This window comes from Caulobacter zeae (assembly GCF_002858925.1).
Taxonomy (GTDB): Bacteria; Pseudomonadota; Alphaproteobacteria; order Caulobacterales; family Caulobacteraceae; genus Caulobacter; species Caulobacter zeae.
Genome location: NZ_PJRS01000023.1, coordinates 137,615 through 155,858, shown reverse-complemented (window position 1 = coordinate 155,858; position 18,244 = coordinate 137,615). Strand labels below are relative to the sequence as shown.

Genomic DNA, 18,244 nt, shown 5'->3' with positions numbered 1-18,244 from the left:
AGTGGTGGTGCCGCCTAGGTGACTCGAACACCTGACCTACGCATTACGAATGCGCCGCTCTACCGGCTGAGCTAAGGCGGCCCACGGCGCTTCGGCAGAATCGCCGGGCGCGAGGAGCGGCCTATTTAGCGGGGCGCGGGCCGCTTGCCAAGCGTCGTCGTGCGCCCGTGTTGCGACGGGGCGCCGGAGCGGGGCCGGGAGCGTCGGGCGAGGGCGGTTCGTCGAGCACGCCGGGGTCGTCCGGAAACGGGATCAGGGCCCCGCCGGTCTCGGCCGCGTGCACGAAGGCGGTGGATTCGGCCAGGGTCGACTGGGCGTAGGCCGAGGGCAGCTGGGGCAGGTCGCTCATCGTGCGTTCGCGGCGCTCGAAGCGCGGGTGGATCAGTTCCCCGGTCTCGGCGTAGCTGGCGGCCAGGCGGGCCCAGTCCTCGCGGCCGTAGGCGAAGGCCTGGCCCTCGGGGTCAAGATCGCTCCAGTCGGGCTCCTGCGGTGCGGCCACGCCCCGGGCGACCCAGGCGCGGGCTTCGTCGGGCTCGGCGCAGGCGAAGGCGACGCGGGCCATCAGGCCGGCCAGGCGGGCCGTGGGCGAGGTTTCCTCGGGCAGCAGGCGGGCGGCGGCGCGGGCGGCGACCGGGTCGCCGGCGATCAGGGCGCTCTCGACCTTGAGGATGCGGCTTTCGCGGGCCTCGGGCTTGAGCTGGGCCAGGGCAGAGAGGCGGGCGGCGCGGGCCTTGGGGGTCTCGCTGGTCTTGAGGTCGCGATAGGCCAGCCACAGGGCCGGGTGGGGCGCGCCCTTCCAGGCGGCCTCGATCAGGGTCGCGGCCTTGGCGGCCTTGCCGTCGGCGGCCAGAAGGCGGGCGGCCATGACCACGCCGGGGGCGAAGTCGGACTTCAGCTTCACCGACTGCAGGGCGAAGTCGAGGGCCTGGTCCAGGGCCTTGGGATCGTCGCTGTCTTCCAGGTTCGCCGCCGAGGCGGCCAGCAGCGCGGCGCGGGCGCGCTCGGCCACCAGCGGCGAGACGATCTTGCGCTCCTGGCCGCTCTGGACGAGTTGCAGGGCTGCGGCCCAGTCGCCGGCCTCCAGCCGGGCTTCCAGCAGGGCGCGCCACGCCCACAGGGCCGAGCGGGCCAGGCCATAGGCGGTTTCGGCGTGCCGCAGCGCCAAGGCGCGGTCGCCCTCGGCCAGGGCCAACTGCATCAGGCCGCGCAGGCCGGCCAGGCGCATCTCGGGAAAGCCCAGCATGGCGTTCCAGGCCTGGCGGGCGGCGGTGGTGTCGCCGGCCGCCTCGGCGGCCTGGGCGGCCAGCACGCGGACCAGGGCCGGCGCGTCGTCATTGAGGTCGGCGGCCTTCTGGGCCAGGCGGCGGGCTTCGGAGCCGTCGCCGGCGGCCACGGCGAGAAAGCCGCGCGACAGGGCCTCGACAGCCTGCTTGCGACGGGCCTCGGCGCGGGCGCGGGCGGCGCGCTTGGGCGCCTCGATGATCCACAGCAGGCCGCGCCACAGGCCGGCGGCGACCAGGGCCAGCAGCAGGGTCGAAAGGGCGGCGGCGGCGGCCGTCATCTCGACCCGCCAGCCCAGCCATTCCAGGCTGGCCGCGCCCGGCTCGCCGGTCAGCGAGACCACGATCACGGCGATGACCGCGATCAGGACGAGGGCGAGGAGGGCGCGGATCATCGGGAGGCCCCGGCGGAGGTCGCGGGGGGCGAGCTCGCGGGCGGCGCACCGGCCAGGCGGGCGTTCTGCTGGGCGCGCGAGACCTGCATCAGGCCGGCCAGGGCCTCGTCGCGGACGGCGGCGACCAGGCGGTCGATCTCGGCCCGGCGCTCTGCCTCGGCCCGCCAGGCGGCCAGCACCGGGCGAGCGCTGGGCGGCAGGGCGTCGAGGGCGCGCAGGGCGCCGGTCAGGTCGCCGGCGTCGAGCCGGGCCTCGGCGCGGGCCAGCGCGGCGTCGGGGCCGCTTCCGACCGTCGAGCCGACCTGGCGGATGGTGACGACGCGCGAGAGGGCGTGTTGCAGCTTGGCCAGGGCCCCGGCGTCGGGACCCGGCTCGTGGGCGGCGACCGAAGCGCGGCCGGCCAGGTCCTCGAAGCCGGCGGCCAGGCCCGCGACCGTGGGGGCGCCCTGTCGAGCCAGGCGTTCGAGGGCGCGCACCTCCGACGACGGCGGCAGCACGCGTTCGAGGGCGGCGACGGCGTCGGCGAAGGGCTCTGCGCCTTGCGCCGCCTGCGCCAGGCTGGCGGCGGCCAGGGCCGCGCCGGCGGCGTCCAACGTGCGCTGCTGGCCCGATTCGAGCAGGGCGATGCGGGCTTCCAGCCGGTCGACCTCGGCGGAGGGCGACGGCGCGGGCGGAGCGGCCACCACGGGCGCGTCGGGGGCGGGCGCGGCGAAGCCGGCGGCGACGGGCTGCTGGGCCGTCGGCGCGGCCTGCGGGGCGGCGTCCTTCCTGGTGAACCAGGTCGGGCCGAAGCGGGCGATGGCGACGCCCGCGCCGACGCAGGCGATGCACAGCACGATCATCACCCAGAACATCGGGCCCAGCAGGGGCTTCCTGGCGTAGAGGGCCGGGTCGCTGGGGGCGGCGATTTCGGCGGGGTCGGGGGCGGCGCTCATGATCCCCATTCGTGCCCCACGCGCGATTTGGGTGCAACTTCGCCTTAAGGCGAGATGAGGTCGAACAACGCTGTTTCGCGGGGGCGCGGCGCGGCGGCCACAGGCCCCAGACGTCCGTCGACGGAAAGAGCGACAAGCGGCGCGGCCACGGCCGGCGACAGGCAGAAGGCCTTCAGGCCGGGCGCGGGATGCTCGGTCAGCAAGGCGGCCAGCGCCCGGGCGGCCTTGGGCGAGTGCAGCAGCACGGCGTGAAGATCGGAAAGCGCCGCCAGGGTCTCGGCGGCCGGGGCGCGGACGACGCTTTCGTAGATGGCGACCGTACGAGCCGCGATCCCGGCGCGGACCAGAGGCGAGACGAGGTCGCCGGCGGGCTCGGCGGCGGCCGGATGCAGCACCGCGCCTTCGAAACTCATGCGGTGGGCGGCGATCAGGGCGGCCAGGGCGGCGACGTCGCCGTGGGCCGATTCGATGCGGGAAAAGCCGGCCGCGGCGGCGAGGTCGGCGGTGGCGGCCCCGACCGCGAACACCGGCAGGCCACGCTGGGCGCTGGCCCGGGCGAAAGCGGCCACGCCGTTGCGGCTGGTGAAGGCCAGGGCCCCGACGCCGGCCAGGTCGGCCGTCCACGGCAGGTCGCGGACCTCCAGCAGCGGGTCGATCAGGGGCGAAAAGCCCAGCGCCGAAAGGCGTGCGGCGGTGGCCTCGGCGCCGGGGCGGGCGCGGGTGATCCAGACGCGGTGGGCGTCCTTCGTCATTCCGTCGGCGCGATGATGGCGTCGCCGCCCTCGGCCTTGACCGCCGCGCCCAGCGACAGGCCCAGGGCGAGCGCCTGGCCGGCGTCGTCGTCGCCGGTCAGCACCACCTCGCCCTCGTGGCGGACGCGGATGACGCCGTCGGGGCTGAGGGCCTCGACCAGCAGGCAGAGGCGCGTACCGTCCAGGCGGCCATAGGCGCCGACGGCCGTGCGGCACGAGCCTTCGAGCGCGTAGAGCGCGCCGCGTTCGGCGGCCACGGCGATGGTGGTCGGGCGGCAGCGGATGGCGGCCAGCCAGGGGGCGTCGACGTCTTCGGCCCGGCTCTCGATGGCCAGGGCGCCCTGGCCCGGGGCGGGCGGGGCGGCCAGCGGGTCGAGCCAGCTTTGCGGGATGTGGCCCATGCCCAGGCGGTTTAGGCCCGACTGGGCCAAGAGGATGGCGTCGGCCTCGCCGCGCTCCAGCTTGGCCAGGCGCGTGTCGACATTGCCGCGCAGCATGACGACGTCGAGGTCGGGGCGCACGTGCAGGGCCTGGGCCTGGCGACGCAGGCTGGCGGTGCCCAGGCGCGCGCCGCGGGGCAGGTCTTCCAGCCGCTGGGCGACCTTGCTGATGAAGGCGTCGCGCGGGTCTTCACGTTCCGGCGTCGCGGCCAGGACCAGCCCCGGCGGAAGCTCGGCCGGCATGTCCTTCAGCGAATGCACCGCGCAGTCGATGCGGCCGTCGAGCAGGGCCTCCTCGATCTCCTTGGTGAACAGGCCCTTGCCGCCGATCTCCATCAGCCGGCGGTCCTGGATGCGGTCGCCGCTGGTGACGATCGGGATCAGCTGGGCGTAGGAGGCGATCTCTTCCGGACCGGCGTCCAGCGGCGCGCCGAGGGCGTGGGCGATCCGCGCCTGCATGTGGCCGGACTGGGCGAGCGAGAGCTTCGAGCCGCGGGCGCCGATGCGGATGGGTTGCCGGGACACGGTCGGGACGTTACCTGCATGCGAAAGACAAGCCTTCGCTGCTACAGGAGCGGCGGGAACCCCGCAACCGAATGACAACCCTTACGAACTCGGGCCTCACGGTCCTCGGACTGGAGACCAGCTGCGACGAGACCGCCGCCTCGGTGGTGCGCCGGAGCGCGGACGGCCGCGTCGAGGTGCTGTCGTCGATCGTCGGCACCCAGTTCGAACAGCACGCCCCGTTCGGCGGCGTGGTGCCCGAGATCGCCGCCCGCGCCCATGTCGAGGTGATCGACAGCGTCGCCGCCCAGGCCATGCGTGCGGCGGGGATCGGCTACGACGCGCTGGACGGCGTGGCGGCCACGGCCGGCCCGGGTCTGGTCGGCGGGGTGATGGTCGGCCTGGCGTTCGGCAAGGCGGTCGCCCTGGCGCGCGACCTGCCGCTGGTGGCGGTCAACCACTTGGAGGGCCACGCGGTCTCGGCCAGGCTGGGCGCCGAGATCGCCTATCCCTTCCTGCTGCTGCTGGTCTCGGGCGGGCACTGCCAACTCCTGGAAGTCGGCGGGGTGGGCGCCTGCAAACGCCTGGGCACCACCATCGACGACGCGGCCGGCGAGGCCTTCGACAAGATCGCCAAGAGCCTGGGCCTGCCCTATCCGGGCGGTCCGGCGCTGGAAAAGCTGGCCAAGGCGGGCGACGCGTCCAGGTACGAGCTGCCGCGCGCCCTGCTGGGCCGCAAGGACTGCGACTTCTCGTTCTCGGGCCTGAAGACGGCCGCCGCCCGCATCGCCGCGACGCTGACGACGGACCAGGAACGCGCCGACCTGGCCGCCGCCGTGCAGTTCGCCATCGCCCGCCAGCTTTCCGAGCGCACCGACCGGGCCATGAAGCTCTATGCCGAAGGCCACGCGGCCGGCGAGCGCCGCTTCGTGGTCGCCGGCGGGGTGGCGGCCAACGGCGCCGTCCGCGCGGCCCTGCTGAAGATCTGTGAGGACAACGGCTTTACGTTCGACGCCCCGCCGCTGGCCTACTGCACCGACAACGCCGCCATGATCGCCCTGGCCGGGGCCGAGCGCCTGGCGGCGGGCATTTCCGACGATCTGGACGCCGTGGCGCGTCCCCGCTGGCCCCTCGACGAGGCCGCGGCGTTATCCAATCCGAGCAACAGTTTCGGTCGCAAGGGAGCCAAGGCATGACCTTCAAGCACGCAGGCGTCGTCGGCGCTGGGGCGTGGGGCACGGCCCTGGCTCAGGTGGCCGCGCGCGCCGGCCTCGAGGTGACGTTGCAGGCCCGTGAGCCCGAGGTCGTCGCCTCGATCGCCGACAAGCGCGAGAACACGATGTTCCTGCCGGGCGTGACGCTGGAACCGGCGGTCACCGCCGTTTCCGACATGGCGGGCCTGGCGACCTGCGACCTCATCCTGGCCGTGCCGCCGGCCCAGCACCTGCGCTCGGCCATGGCCGCGCTGGCGCCGTATCTGAAGCCTGGCGTTCCGGTGGTGCTGTGCTCCAAGGGCGTCGAGCAGGGCTCGCTGAAGCTGATGACCGAGGTGGCGGCCGAGGCCCTGCCGGGCGTGGCCATCGCCGTGCTGTCGGGCCCCAGCTTCGCCGGCGAGGTCGCCCGCGGCCTGCCCGCCGCCGCCACCCTGGCCTGCGAGGACGAGGCCTTGGGCAAGGCCATTGTCGAGGCCATCGCCATCCCGACCTTCCGACCCTACTGGGCCGCCGACGTGATCGGCGCCGAGGCCGGCGGGGCCGTCAAGAACGTGCTGGCCATCGCCTGCGGCATCTCCGAGGGCAAGGGCCTGGGCCGCAACGCCCACGCCGCTCTGATCACCCGCGGCTTCGCCGAACTGACCCGCCTGGCCGTGGCCGCCGGCGGTAAGGCCGAGACAGTGGCGGGCCTGTGCGGCCTGGGCGACCTGGTGCTCACCTGCTCGTCCAGCCAGTCGCGCAATATGAGCGTCGGCCTGGCGCTGGGCGCTGGCCAGACCCTGGAACAGGCCCTGGCCGGCAAGGTCAGCGTCGCCGAAGGCGTCGCCTCGGCCCCGGCCGTGCGCGCCCTGGCCCGAAGCTTAAGCGTCGAGACCCCGATCTGCGAAGCCGTCGCCGCCATCCTGGCCGGCGAGGTCGACGTCGACAGCGCCATCCTCGGCCTGCTGTCCCGCCCGCTGAAGGCGGAGTAGTCGATCAAGATCCTCCCCCTCTGGGGGAGGATCCACTCATCTTCTGGAAGGAACGCCCATGCCGCTCTACGCCATCGTCTGCAAGGACAAGCCCGGCGCGCTCGAAACCCGCCTGGCCGTGCGCCCCAAGCACCTGGAATACCTGGCCCAGTCGGCCAATCTGAAGCTGGCCGGCGCTCTGCTGGACGACGCCGGCAATCCGATCGGCTCGATCCTGGTGGTCGAGGCCGACGACAAGGCCGTCGCCCAGGCCCAGGCCGACAACGATCCCTACACCGCCGCCGGGATCTTCGAGAGCGTCGAGATCAATCCCTGGCGCCTGGCCGTCGGCTCGGTCTGACGCCCCTGATGGACGACAATCCCGCCCGCCCCGCGCCCGGCCAGGCGATCTGCGCCCTGGCCGACATTCCCGAGCCGGGCGCGGCGGGTTTCCGTTACCGTGAGGGGCAGGCGATGTTCGCCGGCTTCGTCGTCCGCAAGGACGGCGGGGTGTTCGGCTATGTCGACAGCTGCCCCCACGCCGGCTGGCCCCTCGCCGGGATCAATGGCCGCTTTCTCACCCGCGAGAACGACCTGATCCTGTGCGCCGGCCATGCGGCCCTGTTCCGCATCGCCGACGGCGCCTGCGTGGCGGGCCCCTGCGCCGGCAAGCAGCTGACCGTCTGGCCGATCACGGTCGAGGACGGCCAGGTCCTCGCGGCCTGACCCTTCCTTAACCGATGGTCGGTTAGGGTTCCTCGACCTTGAGAGGAGCGCGCCGCCATGGCCGACGGATCGACCCCTGCTTTCGACGCCGAACTGACCGACGCCGTCGACGCGCGCGGTGCGGGCGCCAAGCTGCGCTCGCTGGGCAAGATCAATCCGCGCCTGGCCCCGCAGCTGGCCCGCACCATGCTGGGCAAGGCGCGCGACAACGACAGCGCCGGCGCCTTTTCCGCCTACTGCGAGACCAAGGGCTTCGAGTTCACCTCGGCCTGGGCCGCCAACAACATTCCCTTCGTGGCCCCGCTGCTGCGCGACTTCATGGCCAAACGCCCGGCCGGCGGTCCCAAGACGCGCTACATGGAGATCGGCGCCTATGAGGGCCGGAATCTCGCCTTCATGGACTGGATGTTCCCCGACCGCCTCGACGTGACGGTGATCGATCCCTGGTTCGACGAGGGCCTGAACCCGGAAGAGAAGTACCTGGCGGTCGAGCCGCGCTTCCACCGCAACATGGCCCGCACCACCTTCGGCAAGGTGGCGACCCACAAGGGCTTTTCGACCTACGAGCTGCCCAAGATGCTGGAGGTGGGCGACAAGTTCGACCTGATCTATGTCGACGGCAGCCATACCGCCCTGGCGGTGATGATCGACCTGTGCTGCTGCGCCAGCCTGCTCGAGGTGGGCGGCATGATGGTGCTCGACGACTACTGGCACGACATCAGCGAGATCGGCGGCCCGGGCGTGAAGCAGGCGGTCGACCACTTCCACGCCGCCTTCGGCCGCTATTTCGAGGTGGCCGCGGTCTATCGCCAGGTGGCCCTGGTCAAGACGGCCGAGATCCCGCGCTAGGCGTGGATCGGGGGGCAGTCGTAGTGCGTGGCCCTCGTCCTTCGACAGGCTCAGGATGAGGACCATTGGAAGGCCGCGGCAGTAGAAAAACCTCATCCTGAGCTTGTCGAAGGACGAGGTTTTTCTCGAGCGCCGAATGTCGGGCCGCGCTAGGGCCAAGCCCCGGGGTCGATCAACCGCGCGGGGCCTGATATGGGCTGCGCACGGAGTTTCTGACCACATGACCGATACGATTTCCGACGCCGTGGCCGTGGGCCGCCGGGTGCTGAGCATCGAGGCCCAGGCCCTGACCCAGATGGCCGACGAGCTGGGCGAGGCCTTCGCCCGCGCCGTCCAGGTGCTGCACGACGCCAAGGGCCGCATCGTGTGCACCGGCATGGGCAAGTCGGGCCACGTGGCGCGCAAGATCGCCGCCACCCTGGCCTCGACCGGCAGCCAGGCGATGTTCGTCCACCCCGCCGAGGCCAGCCACGGCGACCTCGGCATGATCGGCCCCGACGACGTGGTGCTGGCCCTGTCGAAGTCGGGCGAGGCCCGCGAGCTGGCCGACACCATGGCCTATTGCAAGCGCTTCTCCATCCCGCTGATCGCCATCACCGCCGTCGCTGGCAGCCAGCTGGGCCAGGCTGGCGACGTGCTGCTGCTGCTGCCCGACGCGCCGGAGGCGACGGCGGAGGTCAATGCGCCGACCACCTCGACCACCTTGCAGATCGCCCTGGGCGACGCGCTGGCCGTGGCGCTGCTGGAAAGCCGCGGCTTCACCGCCAGCGACTTCCGCGTCTTCCACCCGGGCGGCAAGCTGGGGGCGATGCTGCGCACCGTGGCCGACCTGATGCATGGCCAGGGCGAGCTGCCGCTGATCGGGGAAGGCGCGCCGATGAGCGAGGCCCTGCTGGTCATGAGCCAGAAGCGCTTCGGCGCGGTCGGCGTGATCGACGCCGCCGGCGCCCTGGTCGGCCTGATCACCGACGGTGACCTTCGCCGCCACATGGACGGCCTGATGACCCACGCCGCCGGCGAGGTGATGACCAAGGGGCCGCTGGTGATCGGCCCCCACGCCCTGGCCGCCGAGGCCCTCAAGGTGATGAACGAGCGCCGGATCACCGTGCTGTTCGTCGTCGAGGCCGGCCGGCCCGTGGGCGTGCTGCACGTCCACGACCTGCTGCGCGCGGGGGTGATTTAGATCGATCCTCCCCCTCTGGGGGAGGTGGCCCAGAGGGCCGGAGGGGGGCGCGCGGCCGATGCCGAGCAACCCCCTCAGTCGCTTCGCGACAGCTCCCCCAGAGGGGGAGCATCTTTGGCGCTACGGCCGCGCCTCACCCGCAAAAGCCGCCAAGTCCTTTATCAGCGACACGACCGCCTGCTCGACCAGTTCGCCGCCCTTTTCGGGCGTGGCCAGGGCGGGGTCGGAGCCCATGCGGCCGTCGGCGTAGCGGGCGCGGAAGTCGAGCGCCTCGCGGATCGGGCCCGTCGGGGCGATCTTTGGCTCGTAGTCGGCGGTCTTGATGCTGTCGGGATAGCCCCACTGGGTCACCGCGATTTCCGACGGGGTGGCGTGGCTGCCGTGGCCGACCGGGAATTGGCGCATGGCCAGGGCGTTGACGCCCTCGAGGTCCCACCAGTTCTTCAGCTTCATGGCGAAGGGGCAGCGCTCCTTGCGGAAGCTGTACTCGGCGTAGATCTCCGAGAACGCCGCCTCGATGGTGGCGACGTTGCCGCCGTGGCCGTTGAGGAAATAGATCTTCTCGAACCCGTGGGCGCCCAGCGAGCGGGTCCAGTCGCCGATTGCGGCCATGAAGGTCGACGGGCGCAGGAAGATGGTGCCCGGGAAGGCCAGGTGGTGCTGGGCCATGCCGACGTTGAAGGTCGGCGCCACCAGCACCTCGTCCGAGCGCCTGGAGGCCTCGTGGGCGATGATCTCGGGGCACAGCCAGTCGGTGCCAAGCAGGCCCGTCGGCCCGTGCTGCTCGTTGGAGCCGATCGGCACGATCACCGTCTTCGAGCGCTGGAGGTAGGCTTCGATCTCGGGCCAGGTCGAGAGGGCGAGCAGCATGGCGGGGTACTCCGAAAGGCGTCGGCGGCCGGGGTTGCGACCGGCCTTGCCAGCGCTTTACGCCCGAAGTCGGGCTTCGCCGACCCCCAATCTGCCCGAACGGCGTGCGACGGAGCGGCGGTCAACTCGACCTGTGCGTGCTTGCCCCGGGCCGCCTACCGCGCGCAAGGTGCCGGCCTGGCGTCGCCCGAAGAAAGCCGGGGAGGAGACCGCTGATGGCTCAAGCCCACGCCCGCGACGTGCTGGCCGTGCTCGACGGCGCGGGACCCGCTCTGTCGCCGGTGGCGGCCTCGTGGCGGCGCAGCCTGGTGCTGCACGGCCTGGATCCGGAGAACCGCAAGGCCCCCGACACCCTCACCGAACGCGAGCTTTCGCAGGCCCAGGAGCGCATGGGCGCCCTGCGCGCGGCGGCGTCCGACACGCTGGACGCCCTGTTCCAGGCCGTGGGCGCGCAAGGATCCTGCGTGCTGCTGACCGACAGCGCCGGCGTGCCGGTCGACCGCCGGGGCGCGTCGGCCGACGATCCGGTGTTCCACCGCTGGGGTCTGTGGACCGGGGCGGTGTGGAGCGAGGCGCGCGAGGGCACCAACGGCATCGGCACCTGCCTTGCCGAGCAGCGCACCCTGACCATCCACCGCGACCAGCACTTCCACACCCGCAACATCGGCCTTAGCTGCACCGTCGCGCCGCTGTTCGATCCGCAAGGCAGGCTGGCCGGCGCGCTCGACGTTTCGTCATGCCGGCCGGGGCTGGACGGCATGACCGGGCTGATGGAGGCGGTGGTCAACGACGCGGCGCGTCGTATCGAGTCCAAGGCCTTCCGCGAGGCCTTCCCCGGCGCGCGCATCGTGCTGCTGGCCGACGGCCGCGCCGACCGCGCCTCGACCCCGATGCTGGCCGTCGACGCTGACGACGTGGTCATCGGCGCCACCCGCGCCGCCCGCCAGGCCCTGGAGCTGACCGACGACAAGCTGCGCCGCGGCTTGCCGTCTCCCGATCGCGGCGCCGACCTGGAAGACGCCGAACGCGCCGCCGTCCGTCGGGCGTTGGGCGCGGCGGGGGGCAACGTGTCTGCGGCGGCCGGCGCGCTGGGGGTGAGCCGCGCGACGCTGCACCGGAAGATCAACCGCCTGGGGCTGGGGCGCTCCTAGAACCCTCTCTCTTTGAGAGAGGGAGGGGCCCGCCGCGAAGCGGTGGGAGGGTGAGTGGTTACACCCTTTCCGGAAAAACCACGGCCCAGCGCTTCAACCTGACACGCTGAAACCCCTCACCCTCCGAGGCTTCGCCTGGGCCCCTCCCTCTCCCTCTGGGAGAGGGTCCCTAAGAGGCCGCCCCATCTGTCGCAAACCTGAGACACCCCGCGCCCGTCTCCGCCGCGCCGCCGCGCCACATCAAAAATCCGGGCGCAACCTCCTCCCCATGACGCCGAACACGGCGCGACGGAGGAAACCATGACCAAGCCCGAGTTCATCGACTCGCTGTCCCGCCCGCCGTTCAAGGCGCGCTACGACAACTTCATCGGCGGCCAGTGGGTCGCGCCGGCCGACGGTCGCTATTTCGACAACGCCTCGCCGATCACCGGCCGCAAGATCTGCGAGATCGCCCGCTCGCAGGCGATCGATGTCGAGCGCGCCCTGGACGCCGCCCATGCCGCCAAGGACGCCTGGGGCAGGACCAGCGTCGCCAAGCGCTCGCGCATCCTGCTGAGGATCGCCGACCGTATGGAGGAGAACCTCGCCGTCCTGGCCAACGCCGAGACCTGGGACAACGGCAAGCCGATCCGCGAGACCACGGCCGCCGACCTGCCGCTGGCCATCGACCACTTCCGCTATTTCGCCGGCTGCCTGCGCAGCCAGGAAGGCGCGATCTCCGAGATCGACCACGACACCATCGCCTATCACTTCCACGAGCCGCTGGGCGTGGTCGGCCAGATCATCCCGTGGAACTTCCCGCTGCTGATGGCCTGCTGGAAGCTGGCCCCGGCGATCGCCGCCGGCAACTGCGTGGTGCTGAAGCCCGCCGAGCAGACCCCGGCCTCGATCATGGTGCTGTTCGAGCTGATCGGCGACCTCCTGCCGCCGGGCGTGGTCAATGTCGTCAACGGTTTCGGCCTGGAGGCCGGCAAGCCGCTGGCGTCCAGCCCGCGCATCGCCAAGATCGCCTTCACCGGCGAGACGTCCACCGGGCGGCTGATCATGCAGTACGCCAGCCAGAACCTGATCCCGGTGACGCTAGAGCTGGGCGGCAAGTCGCCCAACATCTTCTTCGCCGACGTGGCGGCGCAGGACGACGACTTCCTCGACAAGGCGCTGGAAGGCTTTGCGATGTTCGCCCTGAACCAGGGCGAGGTCTGCACCTGCCCCAGCCGGGCCCTGGTGCAGAAGTCTATCTACGACAGGTTCATGGAGAAGGCGCTCAAGCGCGTGCAGGCGGTGGTGCAGGGCAATCCGCTGGATCCCTCGACCATGATCGGCGCCCAGGCCTCCGAGGAGCAGTTGAACAAGATCCTCGGCTATATGGACGTGGGTCGCAACGAGGGCGCGCGCCTGCTGACCGGCGGATCGCGCACCGTGCTGCCGGGCCAGCTGGCCGACGGCTTCTATGTCGAGCCCACCGTGTTCGAGGGCCACAACAAGATGCGGATCTTCCAGGAGGAGATCTTCGGACCCGTCCTGGCGGTGACCACCTTCGAGACCGAGGAAGAGGCGCTGGAGATCGCCAACGACACCGCCTTCGGCCTCGGGGCCGGGGTGTGGACCCGCGACGGCTCGCGCGCCTACCGCTTCGGGCGCGGCATCCAGGCCGGCCGGGTGTGGACCAACTGCTACCACGCCTATCCCGCCCACGCGGCCTTCGGCGGCTACAAGCAGTCGGGCGTGGGCCGCGAGACCCACAAGATGATGCTCGACCACTACCAGCAGACCAAGAACCTCTTGGTCAGCTACAGCGCCAAGGCGCTGGGCTTCTTCTAGGGAGCCGCCACCTAGCTCCCGTCATTCCCGCCCTCGTGGCGGGAAACCCTCTATCCGCCGCAGATGCAGAAGGGGCGGCGCGCTGAGCGCGCCGCTTGCTCCGCCCTTGCGGGTTGAACCCGGGGTTCTCGCCACAAGGGCGGGAATGACGGGTTGATGGAGTGGGCGCCGACGGCCCCAAAACCGACAAATCGAACAAGACCAGAATTCTGCCGCACGAAACAGAATTGGTCTTCTTGCGCGGGAGGCGGCGCTTCGCATACTCCCGCTCGCAAGACGACGACTGACGCAGCGGCAACATCGCTGGCGACGACAAGATCGACTGAAGAGACGTTAGGGAGACGCGTGGTGAGCGACGGACAGCTGTTTCCGGTGCCGGAAGACTGGGCGGGCAAGGCCCATATCGACGCCGAGGGCTACGAGGCCGCGGTCGCCCGGGTCGAAAGCGATCCCGAGGGCTACTGGCGCGATCTCGCCGCCCGCCTCGACTGGATCAAGGCCCCCACCAAGATCAAGGACGTCTCCTACGCCAAGGACGACTTCCGCATCCGCTGGTACGAGGACGGCGTCCTGAACGTCAGCGCCAACTGCATCGACCGGCACTTAGCCAGCCGCAAGGACGACGTCGCCCTGATCTTCGAGGGCGACGAGCCGGGCGTCTCCGACAAGATCACCTACGGCCAGCTGCACGACCAGGTCTGCCGCATGGCCAATGTGCTGAAGGACCTGGGCGCCAGGAAGGGCGACCGGATCACCATCTACCTGCCGATGGTTCCGGTGGCGGCGATTGCCATGCTGGCCTGCGCCCGCATCGGCGCCATCCACTCCGTCGTGTTCGGCGGCTTCTCGCCCGACAGCATCGCCGGCCGCATCCAGGACTGCGACTCCCGCCTGGTCATCACCGCCGACCAGGGCCGTCGCGGCGGCAAGACGGTCCCGCTGAAGGCCAATATCGACGAGGCCCTGACCCACTGCCCGCAGGTCGAGAAGGTGCTGATGGTCCGCTGGACCGGCGCCGAGGTGCCGGTGGTCGAAGGCCGCGACGTGGTCTGGAACGACGTCAAGGACGCGGCCTCGCCGGTCTGCGAGCCCGAGCCGATGAACGCCGAGGATCCGCTGTTCATCCTCTACACCTCGGGCTCGACGGGTAAGCCCAAGGGCGTGCTGCACACCACCGGCGGCTACCTGGCCTGGGCCAGCTGGACCTTCGAATCCGTGTTCGACTACCGCCCAGGAGAAGTGTTCTGGTGCACGGCCGACGTCGGCTGGGTCACCGGCCACAGCTACGTCGTATACGGTCCACTCGCCAATGGCGGGACGAGCCTGATCTTCGAGGGGGTGCCCAACTATCCGACCCCGTCGCGCTTCTGGGACGTGGTCGACAAGCACAAGGTCGAGATCTTCTACACCGCGCCCACGGCCCTGCGGGCCCTGATGCGCGAGGGCGACGAGCACGTCCTGAAGAACGACCTGTCGTCGCTGCGCCTGTTGGGCAGCGTCGGCGAGCCGATCAATCCGGAAGCCTGGCTCTGGTATCATCGGGTGGTCGGCAAGGACCGCCTGCCGATCGTCGACACCTGGTGGCAGACCGAGACGGGCGGGATCCTCGTCTCGCCGCTGCCGGGCGCCACGGCCCTCAAGCCGGGCTCGGCCACCAAGCCGCTGCCGGGCGTGAAGCTGCAACTCGTCGACGCCGAAGGCGCGGTGCTGGAGGGGGCGACCGAGGGCAACCTCGTGATCACCGACAGCTGGCCGGGCCAGATGCGCACGGTCTATGGCGATCACCAGCGCTTCTTCGAGACCTATTTCTCGACCTATCCCGGCAAGTACTTCACCGGCGACGGCTGCAAGCGCGACGCCGACGGCTACTACTGGATCACCGGCCGGGTCGACGACGTCATCAACGTCTCGGGCCACCGCCTGGGCACCGCCGAGATCGAGAGCGCGCTTGTCGCCCACGAGGCCGTCGCCGAGGCCGCGGTGGTCGGCTATCCGCACGACATCAAGGGCCAGGGCGTCTACGCCTACGTCACCCTGAAGGCCGACGCGGTCGCCACCGAGGAACTGCGCAAGCAGCTGGTGCTCTGGGTCCGCCACGAGATCGGCCCCTTCGCCGCCCCCGACGTGCTGCAATGGGCTCCGGGCCTGCCCAAGACCCGCTCGGGCAAGATCATGCGCCGCATCCTGCGCAAGATCGCCGAGAACGCGGTCGACGCCCTGGGCGACACCTCGACCCTGGCCGATCCGTCGGTGGTGGACGACCTGGTGCGCAACCGGGCGGGCGCGAAGGCGGCTTAGGGGATGCGAAAACCTCGTCCTGCGACGAGCTCAGGGTGAGGTTTTCTACTGCACGGCAGTTCCGTGGTCCTCATCCTGAGCCTGTCGAAGGACGAGGACCACGCTTGGCGGTCGCCAGCTTGTCCACAACCCGCCATCGGTCTATATTCAAAACGCCGCCAAGGTGGCGGCGTTTGGTTGGGATCGCATGGCCCCGGTCGTGAAAATCCAGGAACTGCTCGGCGGCGAGGCCGTGACTGGCCCGCTCGTCACGGAGTTCGACGTGGTCCGGCTGGTCCGTAAAGGCCTGTCAGTGGCGGCGGTCGACGGCTTCCTGGCGGCCACGCATCAGCCGTTCTCGGCCATAGAGCCCTATGTGATGCCGCGGCGGACCTTCAATCGCCGCCGCGACGCCGGACAGCCGCTGGATCCGGCCGAGTCCGACCGCATGGTGCGCATCGCGCGCATGGTGGCGGCCGCCGAGGACGTGCTGGGCGACCAGGAACGGGCCTGGCGCTGGCTGGAGCGGCCCAACCGCACGCTGGAAGGCCAGACCCCGATCTCGATGGCCGACACCGACCTGGGCGCTCAGGGCGTCGAGCGGCTGCTGGGCCAGATCGCGCATGGCCTGGCGGCTTGATCGTCCACCGCATCGCCAAGGCTGCGCACGTCGGCCTGGACGGGGAGGGGGCGCGGCTCTACGGCGGCCGCTGGAACTCGCCCGGTCGGCCGATGCTCTACACCGCCGCCAGCCCGAGCCTGGCCGTGCTGGAGGTGCTGGTGCATCTCGACCTGCCGCCCGACCTGCTGCCGCTGGACTACCGCCTGCTGTGGATCCACGTGCCCGACGATGCGCCGAGTCTGGTGCTCGAAGCCGTTCCGCGAGACAGCGTGGCGGCCGGCGACGCTTTCCTGAGCGCCGGCGCGGCGTTGTGCCTGCGCGTGCCCAGCCAGGTGGTGCCCCAGGAGATCAACACCCTGATCAATCCGCGCCATCCGGCCTTCGCCGCCGTCCGGGTCGAGCGCGAGGAGGCGTTCCGGTTCGATCCGCGCCTGTTCTGACCCACGCCCTAGCCTCATCCCGCGCCAGGGTTTATACGCGCGGCCATGTTTGAAGGCCTCTCCCCCCTCGCCCGTGAAGCCCGCTCCTGGCCGTTCGAGCAGGCGCGCGCCACCATCGCCCGCGTCCTGCGCGTGCGCCTCCCCGACCGCGCCGACCAGGAGGCCGCTAAGGCCCTGATCGACGCCGGCAAGACCGACGAGGCGGTGAAAGCCTATCCGGCGCTGTCCAAGGCCGTGATCTTCGAGACCGGCTATGGTCCGTCGGGCCTGCCCCACCTGGGCACCTTCGGTGAAGTCGCGCGCACGACCATGGTGCGCCAGGCCTTCCGCGCTCTCGTGGACGACCACATCCCCACGCGCCTGATCGCCTTCAGCGACGACATGGACGGCCTGCGCAAGGTTCCCGACAACATCGAGAACAAGCAGCCGCTGATCGAGGACCTGGGCAAGCCGCTGACCGTCGTCCGCGACCCCTTCGGCACCCACGACAGCTTCGGCGCCCACAACAACGCCCGCCTGCGCGCCTTCCTCGACGGCTTCGGCTTCGAGTACGAGTTCGTCAGCTCGACGGAATGCTACAAGGGCGGCCTGTTCGACGAGACCCTGCTGACGGCCCTGGCCCGCTTCGACGCCATCCAGAAGGTGATGCTGCCGACCCTGGGCGAAGAGCGCCGCGCCACCTATTCGCCGTTCCTGCCGGTCAGCCCCAGCACCGGCAAGGTGCTGCAGGTCCCGACCCTGGAGCGTAACGTCGAGAAGGGCACGATCGTCTTCGAGGACGAGGACGGCTCCAAGGTCGAGGTCCCGGTCACCGGCGGCCACGTGAAGATGCAGTGGAAGCCCGACTGGGCCATGCGCTGGACCGCCCTGGGCGTCGATTACGAGATGTCGGGCAAGGACCTGATCGACTCGGTCAAGGCCTCGGGCGCCATCTGCAAGGCGCTGGGCGGGGTTCCGCCGGAAGGCTTCAACTACGAGCTCTTCCTGGACGAGAACAACCAGAAGATCTCGAAGTCCAAGGGCAACGGCCTGTCGATGGAGGACTGGCTGCGCTACGGCGCGCCGGAAAGCCTGTCGTACTACATGTTCCAGAGCCCCAAGTCGGCCAAGAAGCTCTATTTCGACGTCATCCCCAAGGCGACGGACGAGTACCTGCAGCAACTGGACGCCTTCGGTCGGCAAGAGCCCGCCAAGCAGCTCGACAACCCAGTCTGGCACATCCACGCCGGCAAGCCGCCCACGCAGGGCTCGCCGGTGTCGTTCAGCCTGATGCTGAACCTGGTGTCGGCCGCCGACGCCTCGACCAAGGAGATCCTCTGGGGCTTCCTGTCGCGCTACATCCCGGGCGCTTCGGCCGAGAGCCAGCCGCTGCTCGACCGCCTGGCCGGCTATGCGATCAACTACTACGAGGACTTCGTGAAGCCCACGAAGACCTTCCGCGCGCCCACCGACGTCGAGCGCGCGGCGATCCTCGACCTGCTGGCCAAGCTGAAGGCCATGCCGGCGGGGACCCAGGACGCCGAACTGATCCAGAACGAGGTGTTCGAGGTCGGCAAGACCCACGGCTTCGATCCCTTGCGCGCCTGGTTCCAGGCCCTCTACGAAGTGCTGCTGGGCCAGAGCCAGGGCCCGCGCTTCGGCTCGTTCGCGGCGATCTTCGGGATCGACCGCACGATCGCCCTGATCGAAGAGAAGCTGGGCTGAGGTCTTAACTCCTCCCCCGCAAGGCGGGGGAGGGGGACCACGAAGTGGTGGAGGGGGCGAGACTGGGCTCCGTGCCCGCGGTCGCCCCCTCCGTCACGTCGCGTATCCGCGCCGCGCCACCTCCCCCGTTT

The 18,244-nt window shown here is 70.8% G+C and carries 17 protein-coding genes and 1 tRNA gene; 12 read left to right on the top strand and 6 right to left on the bottom strand.

Going from position 1 to position 18,244, the window contains the following annotated elements; all coding sequences use genetic code 11:
* Positions 1–5: 5 nt before the first annotated feature.
* The 5 genes from SGCZBJ_RS14125 to hemC form a co-directional block, all read right to left on the bottom strand.
* Positions 6–81: transfer RNA gene (locus tag SGCZBJ_RS14125), tRNA-Thr, on the bottom strand.
* A gap of 40 nt (positions 82–121) precedes the next feature.
* The gene (locus SGCZBJ_RS14120; RefSeq protein WP_101718631.1) at positions 122–1,675 is read right to left on the bottom strand and encodes a heme biosynthesis protein HemY; all 1,554 of its coding nucleotides are present in this window, start codon (positions 1,673–1,675) and stop codon (positions 122–124) included.
* A complete protein-coding gene (locus tag SGCZBJ_RS14115) occupies positions 1,672–2,610 on the bottom strand; it encodes a COG4223 family protein (protein ID WP_101718681.1) in 939 nt (312 codons plus the stop codon). The genes SGCZBJ_RS14120 and SGCZBJ_RS14115 overlap by 4 nt, the downstream gene beginning before the upstream one ends.
* Positions 2,611–2,654: 44 nt before the next feature.
* Positions 2,655–3,362: a uroporphyrinogen-III synthase gene (locus tag SGCZBJ_RS14110; protein ID WP_101718630.1), complete on the bottom strand. Its 708-nt coding sequence runs from the start codon at positions 3,360–3,362 to the stop codon at positions 2,655–2,657.
* Positions 3,359–4,327, bottom strand: coding sequence for a hydroxymethylbilane synthase (hemC, locus tag SGCZBJ_RS14105; RefSeq protein WP_101718629.1), 969 nt, complete (start codon positions 4,325–4,327; stop codon positions 3,359–3,361). Before hemC ends, SGCZBJ_RS14110 begins: the two co-directional genes overlap by 4 nt.
* Positions 4,328–4,398: 71 nt before the next feature.
* Between hemC and tsaD the strand changes: the two genes are divergently transcribed.
* From tsaD to SGCZBJ_RS14075, 6 genes are all read left to right on the top strand, one after another.
* Positions 4,399–5,502, top strand: a complete 1,104-nt coding sequence (tsaD, locus tag SGCZBJ_RS14100; RefSeq protein WP_101718628.1) for a tRNA (adenosine(37)-N6)-threonylcarbamoyltransferase complex transferase subunit TsaD — start codon at positions 4,399–4,401, stop codon at positions 5,500–5,502.
* Positions 5,499–6,491 carry an NAD(P)H-dependent glycerol-3-phosphate dehydrogenase gene (locus SGCZBJ_RS14095; protein ID WP_101718627.1) on the top strand — a complete coding sequence of 331 codons (993 nt, stop codon included), beginning with the start codon at positions 5,499–5,501 and terminating at the stop codon, positions 6,489–6,491. Before tsaD ends, SGCZBJ_RS14095 begins: the two co-directional genes overlap by 4 nt.
* Positions 6,492–6,549: 58 nt before the next feature.
* Entirely contained in the window at positions 6,550–6,831 is a 282-nt protein-coding gene (locus tag SGCZBJ_RS14090) for a YciI family protein (RefSeq protein ID WP_101718626.1), read from the top strand.
* 8 nt (positions 6,832–6,839) lie between these two features.
* Positions 6,840–7,196, top strand: coding sequence for a Rieske (2Fe-2S) protein (locus SGCZBJ_RS14085; protein ID WP_101718625.1), 357 nt, complete (start codon positions 6,840–6,842; stop codon positions 7,194–7,196).
* Positions 7,197–7,253: 57 nt separating this feature from the next.
* Positions 7,254–8,045 (top strand): class I SAM-dependent methyltransferase, encoded by a 792-nt coding sequence (locus SGCZBJ_RS14080; RefSeq protein WP_101718624.1) that lies wholly within the window; start codon positions 7,254–7,256, stop codon positions 8,043–8,045.
* A 220-nt stretch (positions 8,046–8,265) separates the two neighbouring features.
* A complete protein-coding gene (locus SGCZBJ_RS14075) occupies positions 8,266–9,228 on the top strand; it encodes a KpsF/GutQ family sugar-phosphate isomerase (RefSeq protein ID WP_101718623.1) in 963 nt (320 codons plus the stop codon).
* 120 nt (positions 9,229–9,348) lie between these two features.
* Here SGCZBJ_RS14075 and SGCZBJ_RS14070 read toward each other — a convergent pair whose 3' ends face one another.
* Positions 9,349–10,098 (bottom strand): creatininase family protein, encoded by a 750-nt coding sequence (locus SGCZBJ_RS14070; protein ID WP_101718622.1) that lies wholly within the window; start codon positions 10,096–10,098, stop codon positions 9,349–9,351.
* 215 nt (positions 10,099–10,313) lie between these two features.
* On the opposite strand from SGCZBJ_RS14070, the gene SGCZBJ_RS14065 reads away from it, so the two are divergent.
* The 6 genes from SGCZBJ_RS14065 to SGCZBJ_RS14040 all read left to right on the top strand — a co-directional run bounded on the left by SGCZBJ_RS14065 (position 10,314) and on the right by SGCZBJ_RS14040 (position 18,113).
* A complete protein-coding gene (locus SGCZBJ_RS14065; RefSeq protein WP_101718621.1) occupies positions 10,314–11,249 on the top strand; it encodes a GAF domain-containing protein in 936 nt (311 codons plus the stop codon).
* Positions 11,250–11,549: 300 nt separating this feature from the next.
* The gene (gene adh / locus SGCZBJ_RS14060; protein WP_101718620.1) at positions 11,550–13,070 is read left to right on the top strand and encodes an aldehyde dehydrogenase; all 1,521 of its coding nucleotides are present in this window, start codon (positions 11,550–11,552) and stop codon (positions 13,068–13,070) included.
* A 345-nt stretch (positions 13,071–13,415) separates the two neighbouring features.
* A complete protein-coding gene (gene acs / locus SGCZBJ_RS14055; protein ID WP_101718619.1) occupies positions 13,416–15,368 on the top strand; it encodes an acetate--CoA ligase in 1,953 nt (650 codons plus the stop codon).
* A 187-nt stretch (positions 15,369–15,555) separates the two neighbouring features.
* Positions 15,556–15,987, top strand: coding sequence for a type II RES/Xre toxin-antitoxin system antitoxin (gene parS / locus SGCZBJ_RS14050; RefSeq protein ID WP_101718618.1), 432 nt, complete (start codon positions 15,556–15,558; stop codon positions 15,985–15,987).
* Positions 15,984–16,409 carry an RES family NAD+ phosphorylase gene (locus tag SGCZBJ_RS14045; RefSeq protein WP_101718617.1) on the top strand — a complete coding sequence of 142 codons (426 nt, stop codon included), beginning with the start codon at positions 15,984–15,986 and terminating at the stop codon, positions 16,407–16,409. The genes parS and SGCZBJ_RS14045 overlap by 4 nt, the downstream gene beginning before the upstream one ends.
* Before the next feature lie 45 nt (positions 16,410–16,454).
* Positions 16,455–18,113, top strand: a complete 1,659-nt coding sequence (locus SGCZBJ_RS14040) for a lysine--tRNA ligase (RefSeq protein ID WP_101718616.1) — start codon at positions 16,455–16,457, stop codon at positions 18,111–18,113.
* The last annotated feature ends 131 nt before the right edge of the window (positions 18,114–18,244 follow it).